This window comes from Labrys sp. E2SS-1L (genome assembly GCF_057073705.1).
Genome location: NZ_CP172713.1, coordinates 1,363,440 through 1,379,714 on the forward strand (window position 1 = coordinate 1,363,440; position 16,275 = coordinate 1,379,714).

A 16,275-nucleotide genomic window follows, 5' to 3' on the forward strand; every position below is an offset into this window, starting at 1 on the left:
CGGTGCGAGACGGGCAGCGACCCCAGCACATTGTTGCCCGGGGTCGCCCGCCGCCTGCCCGGTCGCTATTTCACACCATTGATGACGGCTTTCTCCACGGCATTGTGGTTCAAGCCCCATTTCTTCAGGAGGTCGGCATAGGTGCCGTCCTTGATCAGACCGTCCAAGGTCTGGGCGACGGCATCGCGCAAGGCCGTGTTCGATTTCTTGAAGCCCATGCCAAAGACGTCGTTGGTGAGGATCGGCTCGCCGACCATGACATAGGTGTCAGGCTCGACGCTCATCTGATAGGCGATGGTCTCGACGCCCTGAACGACGGCATCATAGCGCCCCTGGCGCATGCCGAGGCGAGCCGCATTGGAATCCGCCGTGCCGTCGAACTGGACGGCCGGCTTGCCCTTGCCGACGCAATTGCTCTCGCTCCAAGCCTTCACATTGTCGGGAAACGTGCCGGTGCGGCTTCCAGCGATCTTCTGGCCGCACAGATCCGTACTGGTCTTGTATTTGTCGGCATTGGCCTTGGTGGTGAAGAAGATCGGGCCGCTGGTGATGTAGTCCACGAAATCCATAACTTCCTGGCGCTTGGGGTTGTCGCTCATGCCGGAAATGATCACATCGCCCCGCCCCGTCTGCAGGCCGCTTTGCAGCTCGGCAAAGGCGGAATTGATGAAGATGACCTCCAGGCCCAGCTTCTTTCCGATGGCGTTGGCCAGATCGACATCGAAGCCATCCTGCACGCCGCTCTTCTGGTTCACGAACTCCATGGGCGGATAGATCGGGTTGATCAGGACACGCAGCTCTCCCTCGGTCTTCAGATTGAGCTTGTTGTCCGCGAAAGCGCTGGTTGCGGCGAGTATCGCCACGGTAGCCGCCAAGAGCGACAAACCCTTCATTGTGTTCTCCTCTTTCATGTTTGTTGTCATAGGACCGCGGAAACGAAGCTCTTCACGCGAGGGTTCTGCGGGTTTTCCAGGATCTCGGTAGGCGTGCCGCAGGCCACGATGGTGCCTCGATCCATGAACAGCACGCGGTCGGCGACCTCACGGCAGAAGCCGATTTCATGGGTGACCACGATCATGGTGGTGCCGGACTTGGCCAGTTCCTTCATGACGCCGAGCACCTCACCCACCAGCTCGGGATCGAGCGCCGAAGTCGGCTCGTCGAACAGCATCGCCTCCGGCTTCATGGCGAGGGCCCGCGCGATCGCCACGCGCTGCTGCTGGCCGCCCGAGAGTTCCGAGGGATAGGAGCCGGCCTTGTCGGCCAGGCCGACGCGCCGCAACAGGGAACGCGCCTCCTCCCGGCAGGCTTCGCCATTGCGCCTTTGCACCTTGATCGGGCCTTCGGTAATGTTTTCGAGGACCGTCTTGTTGGGAAACAAATGGAAGCGCTGGAACACCATGCCGACGGCCTGGCGCTGGCGCGCGACGGCCCGGTCGCCGAGGGGATAGAGCTTGTCATCCTTGCGGCGATAGCCGGCAATCTCGCCATTGACGATGATGATGCCTTCATCGACGCTTTCGAGCTGGTTGATGCAGCGCAGGAACGTGCTCTTGCCGGAACCGGACGGGCCGATCACGCAGACGACCTCGCCCTTTGCGATCTCGAAGTCGATATCTTTGAGGACCTGGAATTGTCCGAAGGACTTCTGCACGCCCTTGATGGAGATCACCGGGGTCATTTCGCCACCTCTTCCGCCGGCAGGTTCGGCATCGGCCCCTTGGCTTGGTCGCGACGCCCCCAGCCACGCGAGAAATAGCGCTCGATATAAATCTGGATACCGCTGAGTACGGTGACGACGACCATGTACCAGATGGTTGCGACGATCAGCAGTTCGATCACGCGCGAATTCGCGTAGTAGACGTCTTCCACGCTGCGCAGCACTTCCGAATACTGGATGACGCTGGCGAGCGACGTCAGCTTCACCATGCCGATGGTCTCGTTGCCGATAGGCGGCACGATCACGCGCATGGCCTGCGGCAAGACGATGCCGACCATGGCGCGGAACTTGGTCATCCCGATCGAGAGAGCGGCTTCGGTTTGGCCGCGATCAACGGAGAGCAGGCCGGCGCGCACCACTTCGGCCGTATAGGCGCCTTGCTGAATGCCGAGCCCGAGCAAAGCCGCCATGAACGGCGTCATCACATCGACCGTATTGACCGAATAGAGGCCGAAGAAACTGATGGTGGGGAAGATCAGCGCGAGATTGAACCACAAAAGCAACTGAAGAAGCGTCGGCGTTCCGCGGAAAAGCCAGACATAGCCGCTGGAGATCGCCTGCAGCACCTTGTTGTCGGACATCCGCATGATCGCGGCGGCGATGCCGAGCGTAACGCCAAGCGCCATGGCACAGAATGTCATGACGATTGTGCCTACCACACCGAGCATGACGGGTCGGGAGAACAGATATTCCGCAACATAAGACCAAGCAATATCGCCAGTTCTAAATGCATTCCCAATAAAAACGAGCGTCAGGATACAAAGGAATGCCAGCAAAGTCGTGCCGTACTTCCTTGGCTTGACGATCGTCAATCCACCATTACCCTGCAAGGGCGCACCATTCATGCACTATCCCCGTTCCGGTGTTCGCCAGCTTATTGTGGATGCTGACTTTATTTTAGTTCCAGAATGAGATTACGCTGAGCGGATGGGCCAATACAAACGAGTTATGGGCATGGAATTAATGCGTGAATCGCATAAATCCCATGCCGCTCAGGGCGGATATATCCGGGCTCCTGTTTAAACGTCGCGATCGTATTATCAGAGGAACGCGTCGAAGCCTCGACACCCGGCAGCAGGGAACATGCCCTCGATACGCCTTCAGGCGAAGAACAGGGCGCAGGTGGCGCGGAGCCGATCCGTGCGACGGCAAATTGACCGCACGAGCAGCGTGACGGCAATGTTCGGATCGTCATTTACTGCTCGAGTGGGACAGCCGCAATACCAACGTCCTGAGCCTAAGGGTATCGCTGCCCCGGATGGCGCAGGGCCAATGGTACCCCCGCTAAGATCAACAAGAGGGTGGCCAATGGAAGCACGGCTGCAAAGCCAATCAAATGAAACCCGTAAGCGCCCGCCAACCCGCCTGTCAGAAAGGCACCAAGCAAAGAGCACAGCAAGGAGAGCTTCGTTCGATCAGCGACAACCCTGGCACCGGGAGTATTTGCCGTCCTGTTCCAATAGAAAAGCTTGCCCAGTTCTATTCCAAGATCCGTCACCATGCCGGTCAGATGGGTGGTCCGGATTCGAGCCCGGGAAATCTTGGTGATGATTGCGTTTTGCAGGCCCATGATAAAGCACAGCAATGGAATGGCCACCGGTACGAAGAAGACCCGGTGATTGTAGAGGCCGCCGATCAGACCAAAGAGGAGCAATAGAATCGCCTCTACGACCAGCGGAAAGGCATATTGACCATAGGCGCGATGCCGCCGCCCCCAATGGATCAGGAAAGCCGAACAGGCGGCGCCCAGAAGGAATGCCGTCAACGCACCCAAGCCCCCCAGCACCAGATGTGTGGCCCCAAGCGCGAGGTTGTCGGCCAGCGACGAGATCACGCCGGACATATGGGAGGTATACTGTCCGACAGCGAGGAACCCTCCTGCATTCACGCCACCGGCGATGAAGCATAGGGCGACGCCGAGTCGGGTATCCGCGCTTTCGTTGCGCTCGACACCGACCGCACCTTGCAGACCATCGACAAGCTGGACTGCTAAAGTACGCCTTTTCGAATGATCAGAAAATTCGCTCATTACGTGCCAGACACCAAATCTAAAGTTTACTCGAATTCATATTTTTACTTCTAATGAAAAATCCAAACTAAAATACCAATGGTATATTTATATATATTTGAAAAATATACATAACTTATTTCACCAATTGCGCTCAAAATATTTTCCAATAACGCATCTTCAAAAAACTCCCGCCAACGCGTCGCAAGTGCATTGCCAATCTGGGTATCGTCTCCCGCCACACCTCATTGGCGCCATTGATGCATAAAACATCAATAATAAGTGTTTAGTTTGTTATATAGTGGTATTAAGCTCTAAATTGCATATAAATTATGGCACTCAGTGAGCGTGGGACAATGATCACTGCAGCGCAATTGCGGGCAGCCCGTGCCCTTCTCGGTATCGACCAGAAAAAGCTGGCCGCACTGTCGGATCTTTCCGTGCCGACGATCCAGCGCATGGAGGCACGAACGGGCCTTATCCGGGGCAATGTCGACTCTCTGATGAAGCTTGTGGAGGCCCTCGCCGCGGCCGGTGTCGAACTGATCGGCGAGGGCAGCATCAGTTCGTCAGGCGGGCGTGGGGTTCGCCTCAGGCAATCCGCCCCAAAGGCCCCACGCAGCGTCGCCATGGACGGAATGGAGGAATGAGGCCATGACGCTTGCCGTCGCTTTGGGGTGTATCGCGGTCCTGCTGGCCATTGCACTCGCGGCGCTCTTGGCAAGACGCCTCTCGTCTGCAACCACGTTCATCTATTCGGCCAGTCTGTGTGTTTCATTCGTGCTTCTTGCGACGGCGCTCGCCCAACTGCTCGGCCGGCTTCCCGAAGCGGATCTGAAATTGCCCCTCGGCCTGCCTTGGATTGGTGCCAATTTCCATATCGATGCGTTGAGCGCCTTCTTCCTGGCCATCGTCAACCTCGGTGCTTCCGCTGCAAGCCTCTACGCGCTCGGCTACGGAAAGCATGAGCACGAGCCTTTGCGCGTATTGCCATTTTATCCCGCCTTCCTTGCGGGAATGAACGCTGTCGTCCTCGCCGCGGATGCCTTCGCCTTCCTGTTTTCCTGGGAGTTGATGTCGCTGGCGTCCTGGGCGCTGGTGCTCGCGCATCATCGCGAGGAGGACAACCTCAAGGCCGGCTATGTCTATATCGTGATGGCGAGTTTCGGTTCGCTGGCACTGCTGCTGGCCTTCGGCCTTCTGGCCGGTAGCCAGGGCGCCTACGCCTTCGATCAAATTCGCCATCAAGCCCCGACGGAAACGGCAATCGCCGCAGTGCTCGCCCTGGTGACGCTCGGTGCCGGCTCGAAGGCTGGCCTGGTGCCTCTCCATGTCTGGCTGCCCCTGGCTCACCCGGCAGCACCGAGCCATGTCTCGGCCCTCATGAGCGGCGTGATGACCAAGGTTGCGATCTATGCCTTCATCCGCATCGTCTTCGACCTGCTCGGCTCGCCGGAATGGTGGTGGAGCGTCCCGATCTTGGTCGCGGCCGGTGCCTCGGCGGTTCTCGGCATTCTCCAGGCTCTGATGCAGACCGATCTCAAGCGGCTGCTCGCCTACAGCACGATCGAGAATGTCGGGCTCATATTCGCCGGCCTCGGCCTGGCACTGGCTTTTCAGGCCAATGGTTTTGGCGCAGCGGCCGCGCTGGCCATGACGGCTGCCTTGTTCCACATCCTCAATCATACCCTGTTCAAGAGCGTGCTGTTCTTCGGAGCCGGCGCCATCCTGACGGCGACCGGGCAACGTGACCTCAACGCGCTGGGCGGGCTCATTCACCGCATGCCCGTGACGAGCGTCGTCGTACTGGTCGCCTGTGTCGCCATCTCGGCTCTGCCTCCGTTGAACGGCTTCGCATCCGAATGGCTGACGTTTCAGGCCATCCTGCTCAGCCCGCAGATTCCCCAATGGGGCCTCAAGCTGCTGGTGCCGGCCATCGGCGCCCTGCTCGCCTTGTCCGCAGCCCTGGCGGCGGCCTGCTTCGTTCGCGCCTTTGGCACGATTTTCCTGGGGCGCCCCCGCACGCTCGCAGCCCAGGAAGCACGCGAGGTTGATCGCTGGTCACAAAGCGCGATGATCGCACTTGCCAGCTTGTGCCTGCTGGCGGGAATTCTTCCAGGCTTCATCATCGATGGCATCGCACCGGCGGTGTCCTACGCGGTTAAGGCGCGCATGCCGGCACAGGCCGGTGTGGATTGGCTCACCATCATACCGGTGGCGGCGAGCCGCAGTTCCTACAATGGCCTGCTCGTCTTCGTCTTCATCACCTTTTCGGCGTCATTGTCCGCCTACGCCATCCACCGCCTGGCGTCGCGGGCCGTAAGGCGAGGTCCCGCCTGGGATTGCGGCTTTCCGGACGCCAATCCGATCACGCAATACAGCGCCACCAGCTTTTCCCAGCCGATCCGGCGCGTCTACGGCGCCACCCTGTTCCGCGCGCGCGAAAGCGTTGACATGCCCAGGCCTGGCGACCAGCGGCCCGCTCGTCTTCTGGTGAGTTTGCGGGACCTCGTCTGGGATGGGATCTACGGACCGTTGGTCAAGGCCGTCCTGCTCGCCGCCGACCGGCTCGACCGCCTGCAATATCTCACCATCCGGCAATATCTGAGCCTGGTCTTCCTCCTGCTTGTCTTCCTCCTCGTGGTGCTGGCGTCATGGCCGTGATCGAAAGCCTGGCCATCCAGGCCCTGCAGATGTTTCTCGTGCTCTGCCTGGCACCGCTCGTCACCGGCTTGGTGCGGCGGATCAAGGCTCATCTGTTGCGCCGGCGCGGGCCCTCCCCATTCCAGCCATACCGCGACCTTCTGCGCCTCCTGCGCAAGGAGGTGGTGTTGGCCGACAATGCTTCCTGGCTCTTTCGCGTCACGCCCTATGCGATCTTCGCCGCGACATGGGTGGCCGCCGCTCTCGTGCCGACCTTTGCCACCGGACTGCAGTTCAGCTGGTCGGCCGACCTCATCGTCGTGATCGCTCTCCTGGGCAGTGCCCGCTTCTTCCTGGCCCTGGCCGGCATGGATGTCGGCACGAGTTTCGGCGGTATCGGCGCCAGCCGGGAAATGATGATTGCCACGCTGGCGGAGCCGGCGATGATCATGATCGTCTTCTCCGTCGCGCTCCTCGCCGGTTCGACCCAGCTTTCCTATCTCGCCGGCTTCATGGTCTCGGTCGGGCTGAGGGTATCGCTCGCGCTCGCCCTGATCGCATTGGTGATGGTGGCCATTGCCGAGAACGGGCGGATCCCCATCGACAATCCGGCCACGCATCTCGAACTCACAATGGTGCATGAGGCGATGGTGCTGGAATATTCCGGACGCCACCTCGCGCTGATCGAGCTGTCGGCCTCCCTCAAGCTCGTGCTCTATATCTCGCTGATCGGTTGCGTCTTCGCTCCCTGGTGGCTTGCCCCTGCCGGTGCGCCCGCCGGCGCCTATTTTATCGGCGCCATCGTCTACTTCATCAAGCTCCTGCTTGCCGCTGCCCTCCTCGCCGTTTTCGAGACGATGGTGGCCAAGATGCGCGTCTTCCGTGTCCCCGATTTTCTTGGCGCAGCCTTGATGCTCAGCCTGCTGGGGGCGCTGCTTCTCTTCGTGTCGAGGAGTTTGTGACATGAACGGGCTCACCTTCGACATAGCCCATGTCCTGGCCGGCGGCCTGGTGCTGGTAAGCTTCATGATGCTCTACCAGAACCGCCTCTACGCGCTGCTCAACATCTTTGCGCTTCAGGCCGTGGTGCTGTCGCTGTCGGTGGCCTGGCAAGCCTGGGTTCAAGGCGCGACACACCTTTACGTCACCGCGGTGATCGCCCTCATCTTCAAGGCGATCATCATTCCCGTCGCCTTGCATCGCATCATCGCCCGCCTCGGGATTCACCGGGAGGTGGAGACGGTCGTGGGCGTGGGATTGACCATGCTCGCGGGCATCGGCCTGGTGGCCCTGTCCATGGTGATAATGCTGCGCGTCACGGCCGGCGCCGATCCCCTGGCACGCGAGGACCTTTCCTTCGCTCTCTCGGTCGTCCTGCTCGGTTTTCTCATGATGGTGACACGCCGCAACGCCGTCAGCCAGGTGGTGGGCTTCATGTCGATCGAGAACGGCCTGATCCTCGCAGGCACCGGGGCAAAGGGCATGCCCCTGGTGGTCGAGATCAGTGTCGCCTTTTCGGTGCTGATTGCCCTTTTCGTCATCGGCATCTTCCTGTTTCGCATCAGCGAGCGCTTCGACACCGTGGATTCCAAGGCTCTCGACCGTTTTCAGGGAGAACGTCAATGAGCGGCCTTGCCCTGGACGGTTCGACATTGATTCTGATCATTCCGATATTGGCCGCCATCCTCATGGCGGTCCTGCCGGATTTCCGGCTGTCGGCGAGGCTGAACGCGCTTTCCGCCTTCCTGACCCTGGCGGCCGCATTCTCTCTCTTGTTCTACAGACCGGACCCAGGTTCCTTCATCGTGGTCGACGATCTCAATATCGTCTTCCTTCTCCTCAACACCTTCGTGGCTTTCACCACCAGCGTGTTCAGCGCCAGCTATATCGGCCATGAGCTGGAAATCGGCAGGCTGACGCCCTCGCATCTGCGCTTCTATCACGCGATGTACCAGGTCCTGCTCTTTGCGATGAACCTTGCTCTGCTGGCCAACAATATCGGCCTGATCTGGGTCGCCATCGAGGTTGCCACGCTGACCACCGTCCTGATGGTGGGGATCTACCAGACCCAGGAGGCCATCGAGGCGGCCTGGAAATATTTCATTCTCGGCAGTGTCGGTATTGCACTGGCCCTTTTTGGCACCATCCTGGTCTATATGGCAGCCCGCCCCATCGTGGGCGAAGGCGTGGATGGCATGGTCTGGACCGTTCTGCTGCGGCACGCCGCCGACTTCGATCCCTCGCTGCTCAATCTCGCCTTCATCTTCCTGCTGCTGGGTTACGGCACCAAAGCGGGCCTGGTGCCCCTGCACGCGTGGTTGCCCGACGCGCACGCCGAAGGGCCGACACCGATCTCGGCCGTGCTCTCCGGCCTGCTGCTCAATGTCGCCCTCTATGCGGTGCTGCGTTTCAAGCTCCTGCTCGCCGCCAACCCCGCGGCCATCGCGCCCGGTCCGATGCTGGTGACGATGGGCCTCGTCTCGCTCATCTTCGCCGGCTTCATGCTCTATCGGCGCCGCGACATGAAGCGCATGTTCGCCTTCTCCTCCATCGAGCACATGGGCATCATCGCCTTTGCTTTTGGCATGGGAGGCCCGCTCGCCAATTTTGCCGGCCTCCTGCACATGACCATGCATAGCCTGACGAAATCGGCGATCTTCTTTGCCGTCGGCCATGTCGCCCAAGCCAAAAGCACCCAGAAGATGGCCGAGATCGGCGGCCTGACCCAGAGCCACCCACCGCTCGGCTGGGGGCTGGTTTTTGGTGTGCTCGCCATCGCCGGCCTGCCGCCGTTCGGGGTATTCATGAGCGAATTCCTGATCGTGAGCGCCACGTTTGGGCGGCAGCCCCTGCTGGCCTTGGCGCTGGTGATCGGATTGCTGGTCGCCTTCGGAGCCCTGATCCTGCGCATGCAGGGGCTTGCCTTCGGCGCCCCGAAAGGAACGATGGCGCCGGTCAAGGCATCCTATGTTCCCCTGGCCCTCCATCTGACCCTGGTCTTGATCGCAGGCTTCTATCTGCCTGCACCGCTGGTTGCCTGGTTCCAGCACGTCGCGAACATGCTTGGTTAGGATGCACGCCATGGCAACGCTCCAAGAGCTGCTGACCGCCAATCCTACGCCTGGGGCGCATCTTTCCTGGCCCCACATCACGGCCGACGATGCCCTGTGGCACGACCTGGCCGAACAGTTGCAACAAGGTGCCGTCACGCTGCTGGGCCTGTGGGGGGAAAATCGGCCGAGCGGCAGCGTCGTTCGCGTCGCGGTGGTCGATGAAGCGCAGCGGACCGGGGCGGTGGTCACCCATGATTGCCCCGGTGGGCAATACCCCGCCTTGAGCAAGTCTCATCCGCCGGCGATGCGCCTGGAACGCACCGTGCACGATCTCTTCGGGTTGCTGCCGATCGGCCTGCCTGACACGAGGCCATGGCTCGATCACGGAATGTGGCCGGTGCGGCATCCGCTCGGCGGCCAGACCCCTTCCCCCGCATTGGCCGTGCCCTATCCCTTCCTCGGCGCAGAAGGCGAAGGCCTGCACCAGATTCCTGTTGGTCCTGTCCATGCCGGCGTGATCGAGCCGGGACATTTCCGATTCACGGCCGGCGGCGAGACGGTTGTCCGGCTCGAGGAACGGCTCGGTTACACCCACAAGGGAGTGGAAGGGCTGATGATCGGTGCCGATATCGGGCATGCTGCCAAGCTGGCCGGTCGCGTGTCCGGCGACAGCACCGTCGCTTATGCCTTGGCCTTTGCGAATGCTGTTGAATCTGTCCACGACGCCACAGTGCCGGCGCGTGCTGTATGGCTGCGGGGCCTGATGGCCGAACTCGAGCGGCTCGCCAATCATTTCGGCGATATCGGCGCCATCTGCAACGATGCGGCCTTCGCCTTGATGCACGCGCATTGCAGCGTGCTGCGCGAACGCGTCCTGCGCACTGCCATGACTTGCTTCGGGCACCGCCTGATGATGGATCGCATCATTCCCGGCGGCATCAGCAACGATCTGGTCGCGGACGGGGAGGTCGCGCTAAAGGACCTCCTGACTGAAATTCGCCACGTCTTTCCGGCGCTCGTGGAGCTCTACGACAATACGGCCTCGCTGCAGGACCGGACGGTAGGAACCGGAATCGTCGATCCCGCATTGGCACGCCAATACGGATGCGGCGGGTTCATCGGCCGGGCGTCGGGTCGGCGTTTCGACACGCGTCGCGTCCTGCCCTATCCCCCCTATGACGATCTGCGGTTCGAAATACCCGTCCTTTCCGATGGCGACGTCAATGCCCGGGTCTGGATCCGGATCAGGGAGGTCGAGCAGAGCCTGTCGCTGATCGACCAGATCCTCGAGCGCCTCCCCCCAGGCCCCGTCCACGCCGATCTATCCCAGGCAAGAGCCGGCGAGGCGATGGCCTTGGTGGAGGGCTTTCGCGGCGATATCCTCGTCTGGGTCAGCCTCGATGAGCACGGACGAATCCGCCGCTGCCATCTGCGCGATCCGTCCTGGTTCCAATGGCCTCTGCTCGAAGCGGCGATCGACGGCAACATCGTGGCCGATTTTCCGCTCTGCAACAAATCCTTCAACTGTTCCTATTCCGGACATGATCTGTGAGGTTCCGGTCATGAGACGTTTGCTGTTCGATACATTGCGCAAAGCCCCGCTCACCGAACCGGCCCCCTCCCCCCACGACCCGGAAATCGCCGGCCTCATTGCTCAACTGGGCCGGTCTGCCCAGGCGCGCCTGGGCCGGAGCCTCGCCATCCGCGAGGTCGACGCCGGCTCCTGCAATGGCTGCGAGCTTGAGATCAACGCTCTTGGCAACGCCTTCTACGATTTCGAGCGCTTCGGCCTGCATCTCGTGGCCTCGCCACGGCACGCCGACGTGCTGTTGGTTACAGGACCTGTGACGCTGAACATGCGCGAGGCGTTGCAAAGGACCTATGAGGCCATGCCCTCGCCCAAATGGGTCGTTGCTGCCGGAGGATGTGCGCTGGATGGCGGCCTGTTCGCGGGTAGCTATGCCTGCGCGAAGGGGGTATCCGACGTCATACCCGTCGATCTCCATATCCCCGGCTGTCCGCCCACACCCACCGCGCTTCTCAAAGGCCTTCTGGCGCTTTTGAGCCGAACGCAGATGTAATCGTCACAGCCACGAGAGGGCGGTTGCGCGCACTTCAGCGGCGCAGTGAATGATTGAGCGCGGCCTGGATGATTTACTCCTCTTGCGGCCTGCACCTGCTTATTGCTATATATAGCATTATCATTGATGTTTTAAACATCAAACTGGCGTCCGTTCTGCGCTGGTTTTGTATGGTGGAGGCAACAAGTCTGCCGATCGCCAGCACGCTCAATCGGGGTTCAATGCGTCAGATCGATCTCATCGACTCAAAATCGGGCGTGGTCGCGATTTACGAAGATCGTCGAGGCGGCCGTATCTATCTGGAAGGTAGCGCCATTCAGACCTACGCCGACCCGGATGGAACCAGCCTGTTGTCCTATGTTCGCCTGATGGCGGATGTCCTCTCTCCCTGCAAAGAGGTCCTGGTGCTGGGCTGTGCCGGCGGCTCACTGGCGACGATGCTCCACCGATCCGGCAAGCGCGTGACCGTTGTCGACAACAATCCGGAGAGTTTTCGCATCGCACGCCACTATTTTGGCATGGCGCCAGCCATACGATGTGTGGCAGCGGATTTTCGAGATTACCTGGAAACGGAGAGCGCCCAATTTGACGGCATCGCGGTCGACATCGGTGGGCCGACCGTCGCCTTCCAGGATCTGTTCGATGCGCCAACCTGCGAGGCAATCTGCAAGAGGCTAAGCCCAGCCGGCCGCCTGGCCATGAACCTGATCATTCCCGAGGCCGCCGATACGCTCGCCGATCATATCGCCTCAGGGCTCATGGCCGAAGGTGCCGGCCTGTGGATCTACGACCAGATCGGAGAGCGGGACTTCAACGCCGTGCTTGTTCGCCTCCCGCCCACTGAGCATCACAACCTGCGAGATGAGGTATACGGGACTGCCTTGGACAATGTTCCTTGGACGAAAAGGCCTCCGCGCAGCCCCTTGGCCCCCTATCATCACAGACAAAAAACACCCGTGAGCGGGTTGGAGCGGCAACTGGCCGAATTGTTCATGCAGCGCATGTTCGACATCGGACCAGCCTCGGACGAACGGCCTCTCGCTGCACGATAGTCTGCTCGACCAACATTAGATGGAGTGGCCATGGCCAACGACAATGAAGATTATATCTATGATGAGGCGAGCGGCGAATGGCTGCCCGCTTCGCAAGTAAAGGCCGCCGCTGAGGCCAGCCAAAAAACGGTTCGTGACTCGGCTGGCAATGTCCTTGCCGATGGCGACGCGGTCACCCTCATCAAGGATCTCAAGGTCAAGGGAACCAGTCTCACCTTGAAGCAGGGGACGGTGGTCCGGTCGATCCGCCTCACTGACAACGATGAGGAGATCGACTGCCGCTATGAAGGAATCAAGGGCCTGGTTCTGCGCACGGAGTTCGTGCGCAAGCGTTGATGGGTCGCGGCGCCATCTTTGAGGGCAGCCGCATCTCCATTTCCGCACTTAGCCTGGAAGGCGGCCATTGTCGCAATGCTGATCTTGCCCAGGCATACTGTGGCATTGATCCAAATCAATGCCACGCCAATGAGTTCATGCCCGATCTCTATGCAGGAACTCAATGATGGCGCTGCCACATGGGAAAAACCGATAATCTGGTTCGAAAATGCAACGACATGATCGCGGAAGGTCTGGATTTCCCGACGATATGGGAAGCATATCTGAGGCGCCACGCTGCCGTGATCGGCCCGCCGATCCAAGGCTATCGGGACAATGAGCCCATTCTGACCATCCCCCTGTTTTATCGACAGACATTGGTCTTTCTTTCAACGAACGGTCGGTTCGTGATCGAATGAAGGGTCGCAGAGTCACCTTCGAACGCTTGTCTGGTCGATGCACGGCAGGGCGGTCGCCGAGAAGCTGGTGATGCTGGATGGACGCGGTTGAGTATCCCGAGCAGCATTCGGCACATTATCCGCATATGGAGGGAGGCACCGTGCAGTTGCTAGCCCGTTTCGAGGGCATCCATGGCAGGATCTTCGTCATCGAGGAGAAAGCCACGGGTGCCCGTCGGTACTATGAGGGAGGCTCCTTCCAGAGCCATGCCTGGCGGTCCGGAGAGAGCTGCTTCACCTATGTTCACCTGATGAAGGCTCTCCTGCAGCCGGCCAGAGACGTTCTGGTGCTTGGTTGTGCCGGCGGCACGCTGGCCACGATGCTGCATCGGCAGGGTAAGTCCGTTACAGTCATCGACAGAAACCCGCTGAGCTTCACGCTTGCGCGCGAATATTTCTGGATGCCGTCGGACGTTCGATGCATCGCCGCCGATTTCAAGGATTTCATCACCTACAATCGGGATTGCTTCGATGCGATTGCCGTCGACGTCGGTGGCCCCGGATTCGACTACGCCACCGAGTTCGACGAAATGACCTGCCGCACTCTCCTCGGCCGTTTGGGCCACAGTGGCCGGATCGCCATGAATGTTCTGATCGAGTACGGGATGGATCTGCTTCCGGACATCGCCGGCAAGCGACTTGCCGGCCCTGGCTTGCAGACCTGGATCATTGACGAGGTCGTTAGGGAACCGGACCGCAATGCGGTGATCGCCTGTGTTCCAGAAGGCCATCTAGACATTCAATGGCAGATTTTGCCGGACACGGTTGCCACCGACGCAGCGCGATGGCTTGTCAGGCGTTCGCACCTGGAAAGCGCTGACAAATATGCACGCTGAAGGGCCTGGCGGGCTATTGGCGAAATCTCCAATCGGGTTCTCCATCCGGGAAGGACAAGAGGGCTGGCGATTGAATTTTCCTCCTAAGGAGAGGCGGCAAGTCAACCGCCATCATGCAATCGGCCAGCCAACTGCGGCAGCGAAGATTGCAAAGCCCAGCCGAGCGTCAGCACCACCCGGATTTCATTCGATCAATTACGCCAGCCGGCAATCGCGAGGGCAATACCCAAGATCGAGGTGCCTGCAATAATCATCGTAAGCATGAGAACTTCACCGCCTGACATGGATCTTCCCTACTGAATGGATCGGATGGAACAGGCGCCATTCCTGCCGACTATGTGCAGCAACCGCGCCTGAAATAGGAAGACACAGGACGCCGGCACTCGCGTTGATCCAGATCAATGCTCATCAACGATTGTTCCACCATGCGTTACATCTGAGTTGTTCAGCCTTAGCAAAAGGCCTATAGAGTCCGAACGATGCAACCTCCTGTGTAGCGAAAAAGAGCAATATGGGCAGCATACGGCACCGTAGCCTTGGCAAGACCTACATCAAGGAGTGGCGACTGAAGCGAGGGCTGTCTTTGCGCAGGCTCGAGGATCGTCTTGAAACACTGCCGGACGGCAAACCCATGATCACGCATGTCTCGATCAACCGGATCGAGATGAGCAAGCAGCCCTATAGCCAGGAGGTTCTGGAGGCCTTGGCGGCAGCTCTTGATTGCTCGCCGGCTGAACTCATCAGTGTCGACCCGAACAGCGAAAATGAGATGCTGGAGCTTTTGCGTCGGCTACCGGCAGACAAATATCGGCAGGCCATCAATTTCATCAAGTTTCTTGGAGAGGCAAACTGACAATGCCCAGGATCACACGCTATCTCGCGCTTCCCTTTATCCGCACTCTTGATGGAGATCTTCTCGCCCAATCTGCCATCGACATGCCCGATGAGCCGAAGGCAAGGGAGATGGCCTCAACGATGGTCGGGACGTCAGCCACGATCGCGAGGGGCGTGGGGCCGGGATTCGATGCGGTCACCTATGTCGGGGCCATGGCCCTGTCCCGCACGGTGAATCGGGACGCCGGTGGTTTTGAAGGCGCGGTGGTCCTGGCGCGTTATGGCCAGACCCCAGCCAATCTGAGCGGCATCCTGTGATATTTCGAAAAGACCCCATCGAGCGTGTCTGCCGGGCTTTGTGCCGTCACCATGGTCACTCTGGCAGCAGTCGGTTCGATGGCAAGCCCGTGTGGGAAGCATATCGCGACGAAGCCATCGCCGTGCTTTGGGCACTGAAGGATGGCGATAAGCTCCCCAATGGTCTTCTTGTGAAGAAGGACGAGCGCCGGGGGCTCTGATCTTTTGACGAGGCGCGGAGTTGCAGAACCGCCGCATGGGTCGCCGCGCAAGTTAGAATCTCTATAAATCATTGCTATTGCAGGGTTTTTCCTCATCCTCTAGGTTGGGATTGCTTCACCTTCAGGAGCATTGTTCTTCTTATCTATGTTGCGGGCTGGCGTGGACAGGCTGTCTCTCGGAAAACTGATCAGTGCCTTTGCGAAGATGCGGCCGCGGCTGCAGGCGGTGGCCAAGGCACGCACCGGTTGCTCGGCGACAGCCGAGGACTTGATGCAGGACACTTGGCTGAAACTGGAAAACGCCGGTCTGGAAGACAATGCGATCCGCAATCCGGCCGGATTCATCACCCGCGTTGCGCAGCATGCCGTCACCAGCCATCTGCGCAACCAGCGCAGGCGCAATGAAATCGACGATGAACTCACCGACATCTTGTGGGAAAACTGCGACCTGGTTTCGCCGGAACGGGTGCTGATCGGCCGCCAAAATCTAAAGGCAGTCAGGAAGGCCTTGGACGAACTGCCGGAAAAAACCCGCACGATCTTCCTGATGAACCGGATCGACGGCATATCGCATCGCCAGCTGGCAGAACTGCACGGCATCACGAGCGAGGCGGTCTATTATCATATCCGCCGGGCCCTGGAACACCTTGCCGATCTGCGCGGCGAACTCGCCGACTGAGAAATTTTCCGGATCGTGTTTAGGTGGCGGGTGCGTTCACGCGTCAATAGGTTAGAACAGCTCGAATCGAGTCCCTAT

Annotated in this window: 18 protein-coding genes; 14 read left to right on the forward strand and 4 right to left on the reverse strand. The window is 59.9% G+C overall.

Translation table 11 applies throughout. The annotated features are described in order from the left end of the window. Window positions 1–65: 65 nt before the first annotated feature. From ACIGJE_RS31860 to ACIGJE_RS31875, 4 genes are all read right to left on the reverse strand, one after another. Window positions 66–893, reverse strand: a complete 828-nt coding sequence (locus tag ACIGJE_RS31860; RefSeq protein ID WP_149249281.1) for an ABC transporter substrate-binding protein — start codon at window positions 891–893, stop codon at window positions 66–68. 26 nt (window positions 894–919) lie between these two features. Further along, window positions 920–1,681, reverse strand: coding sequence for an amino acid ABC transporter ATP-binding protein (locus ACIGJE_RS31865; RefSeq protein ID WP_483680617.1), 762 nt, complete (start codon window positions 1,679–1,681; stop codon window positions 920–922). Further along, the gene (locus ACIGJE_RS31870; RefSeq protein WP_311937274.1) at window positions 1,678–2,565 is read right to left on the reverse strand and encodes an amino acid ABC transporter permease; all 888 of its coding nucleotides are present in this window, start codon (window positions 2,563–2,565) and stop codon (window positions 1,678–1,680) included. Before ACIGJE_RS31870 ends, ACIGJE_RS31865 begins: the two co-directional genes overlap by 4 nt. Before the next feature lie 392 nt (window positions 2,566–2,957). After that, window positions 2,958–3,749 (reverse strand): YoaK family protein, encoded by a 792-nt coding sequence (locus ACIGJE_RS31875; protein ID WP_483680619.1) that lies wholly within the window; start codon window positions 3,747–3,749, stop codon window positions 2,958–2,960. 335 nt (window positions 3,750–4,084) lie between these two features. On the opposite strand from ACIGJE_RS31875, the gene ACIGJE_RS31880 reads away from it, so the two are divergent. From ACIGJE_RS31880 to ACIGJE_RS31945, 14 genes are all read left to right on the forward strand, one after another. Further along, complete coding sequence (locus ACIGJE_RS31880) at window positions 4,085–4,378, forward strand: helix-turn-helix domain-containing protein (protein WP_415080824.1); 294 nt, start codon at window positions 4,085–4,087, stop codon at window positions 4,376–4,378. Between the two features lie 4 nt (window positions 4,379–4,382). Continuing rightward, a complete protein-coding gene (hyfB, locus tag ACIGJE_RS31885) occupies window positions 4,383–6,392 on the forward strand; it encodes a hydrogenase 4 subunit B (RefSeq protein WP_483680621.1) in 2,010 nt (669 codons plus the stop codon). Next, a complete protein-coding gene (locus ACIGJE_RS31890) occupies window positions 6,383–7,333 on the forward strand; it encodes a respiratory chain complex I subunit 1 family protein (protein WP_483680623.1) in 951 nt (316 codons plus the stop codon). The genes hyfB and ACIGJE_RS31890 overlap by 10 nt, the downstream gene beginning before the upstream one ends. Window position 7,334: 1 nt before the next feature. Continuing rightward, entirely contained in the window at window positions 7,335–7,997 is a 663-nt protein-coding gene (locus ACIGJE_RS31895; RefSeq protein ID WP_149249274.1) for a hydrogenase-4 component E, read from the forward strand. Next, complete coding sequence (locus ACIGJE_RS31900) at window positions 7,994–9,442, forward strand: hydrogenase 4 subunit F (RefSeq protein ID WP_483680625.1); 1,449 nt, start codon at window positions 7,994–7,996, stop codon at window positions 9,440–9,442. The genes ACIGJE_RS31895 and ACIGJE_RS31900 overlap by 4 nt, the downstream gene beginning before the upstream one ends. A gap of 10 nt (window positions 9,443–9,452) precedes the next feature. Next, window positions 9,453–10,976 carry a hydrogenase large subunit gene (locus ACIGJE_RS31905; protein WP_483680627.1) on the forward strand — a complete coding sequence of 508 codons (1,524 nt, stop codon included), beginning with the start codon at window positions 9,453–9,455 and terminating at the stop codon, window positions 10,974–10,976. Window positions 10,977–10,986: 10 nt separating this feature from the next. Continuing rightward, window positions 10,987–11,505, forward strand: a complete 519-nt coding sequence (locus ACIGJE_RS31910) for an NADH-quinone oxidoreductase subunit B family protein (RefSeq protein ID WP_311937290.1) — start codon at window positions 10,987–10,989, stop codon at window positions 11,503–11,505. Between the two features lie 53 nt (window positions 11,506–11,558). Further along, window positions 11,559–12,557 carry a spermidine synthase gene (locus tag ACIGJE_RS31915; RefSeq protein WP_311937292.1) on the forward strand — a complete coding sequence of 333 codons (999 nt, stop codon included), beginning with the start codon at window positions 11,559–11,561 and terminating at the stop codon, window positions 12,555–12,557. A 30-nt stretch (window positions 12,558–12,587) separates the two neighbouring features. Further along, window positions 12,588–12,893: a zinc ribbon domain-containing protein YjdM gene (locus tag ACIGJE_RS31920; protein ID WP_149249269.1), complete on the forward strand. Its 306-nt coding sequence runs from the start codon at window positions 12,588–12,590 to the stop codon at window positions 12,891–12,893. A gap of 179 nt (window positions 12,894–13,072) precedes the next feature. Beyond that, entirely contained in the window at window positions 13,073–13,291 is a 219-nt protein-coding gene (locus ACIGJE_RS31925) for a hypothetical protein (RefSeq protein ID WP_311937299.1), read from the forward strand. 77 nt (window positions 13,292–13,368) lie between these two features. Next, window positions 13,369–14,166, forward strand: coding sequence for a polyamine aminopropyltransferase (locus ACIGJE_RS31930; RefSeq protein WP_367624831.1), 798 nt, complete (start codon window positions 13,369–13,371; stop codon window positions 14,164–14,166). A 511-nt stretch (window positions 14,167–14,677) separates the two neighbouring features. After that, window positions 14,678–15,019: a helix-turn-helix domain-containing protein gene (locus ACIGJE_RS31935; RefSeq protein ID WP_149249266.1), complete on the forward strand. Its 342-nt coding sequence runs from the start codon at window positions 14,678–14,680 to the stop codon at window positions 15,017–15,019. A 122-nt stretch (window positions 15,020–15,141) separates the two neighbouring features. Beyond that, entirely contained in the window at window positions 15,142–15,318 is a 177-nt protein-coding gene (locus ACIGJE_RS31940; protein WP_187829455.1) for a type 2 periplasmic-binding domain-containing protein, read from the forward strand. A gap of 360 nt (window positions 15,319–15,678) precedes the next feature. Next, window positions 15,679–16,197 carry an RNA polymerase sigma factor gene (locus ACIGJE_RS31945; RefSeq protein WP_311937310.1) on the forward strand — a complete coding sequence of 173 codons (519 nt, stop codon included), beginning with the start codon at window positions 15,679–15,681 and terminating at the stop codon, window positions 16,195–16,197. Window positions 16,198–16,275: the final 78 nt, after the last annotated feature.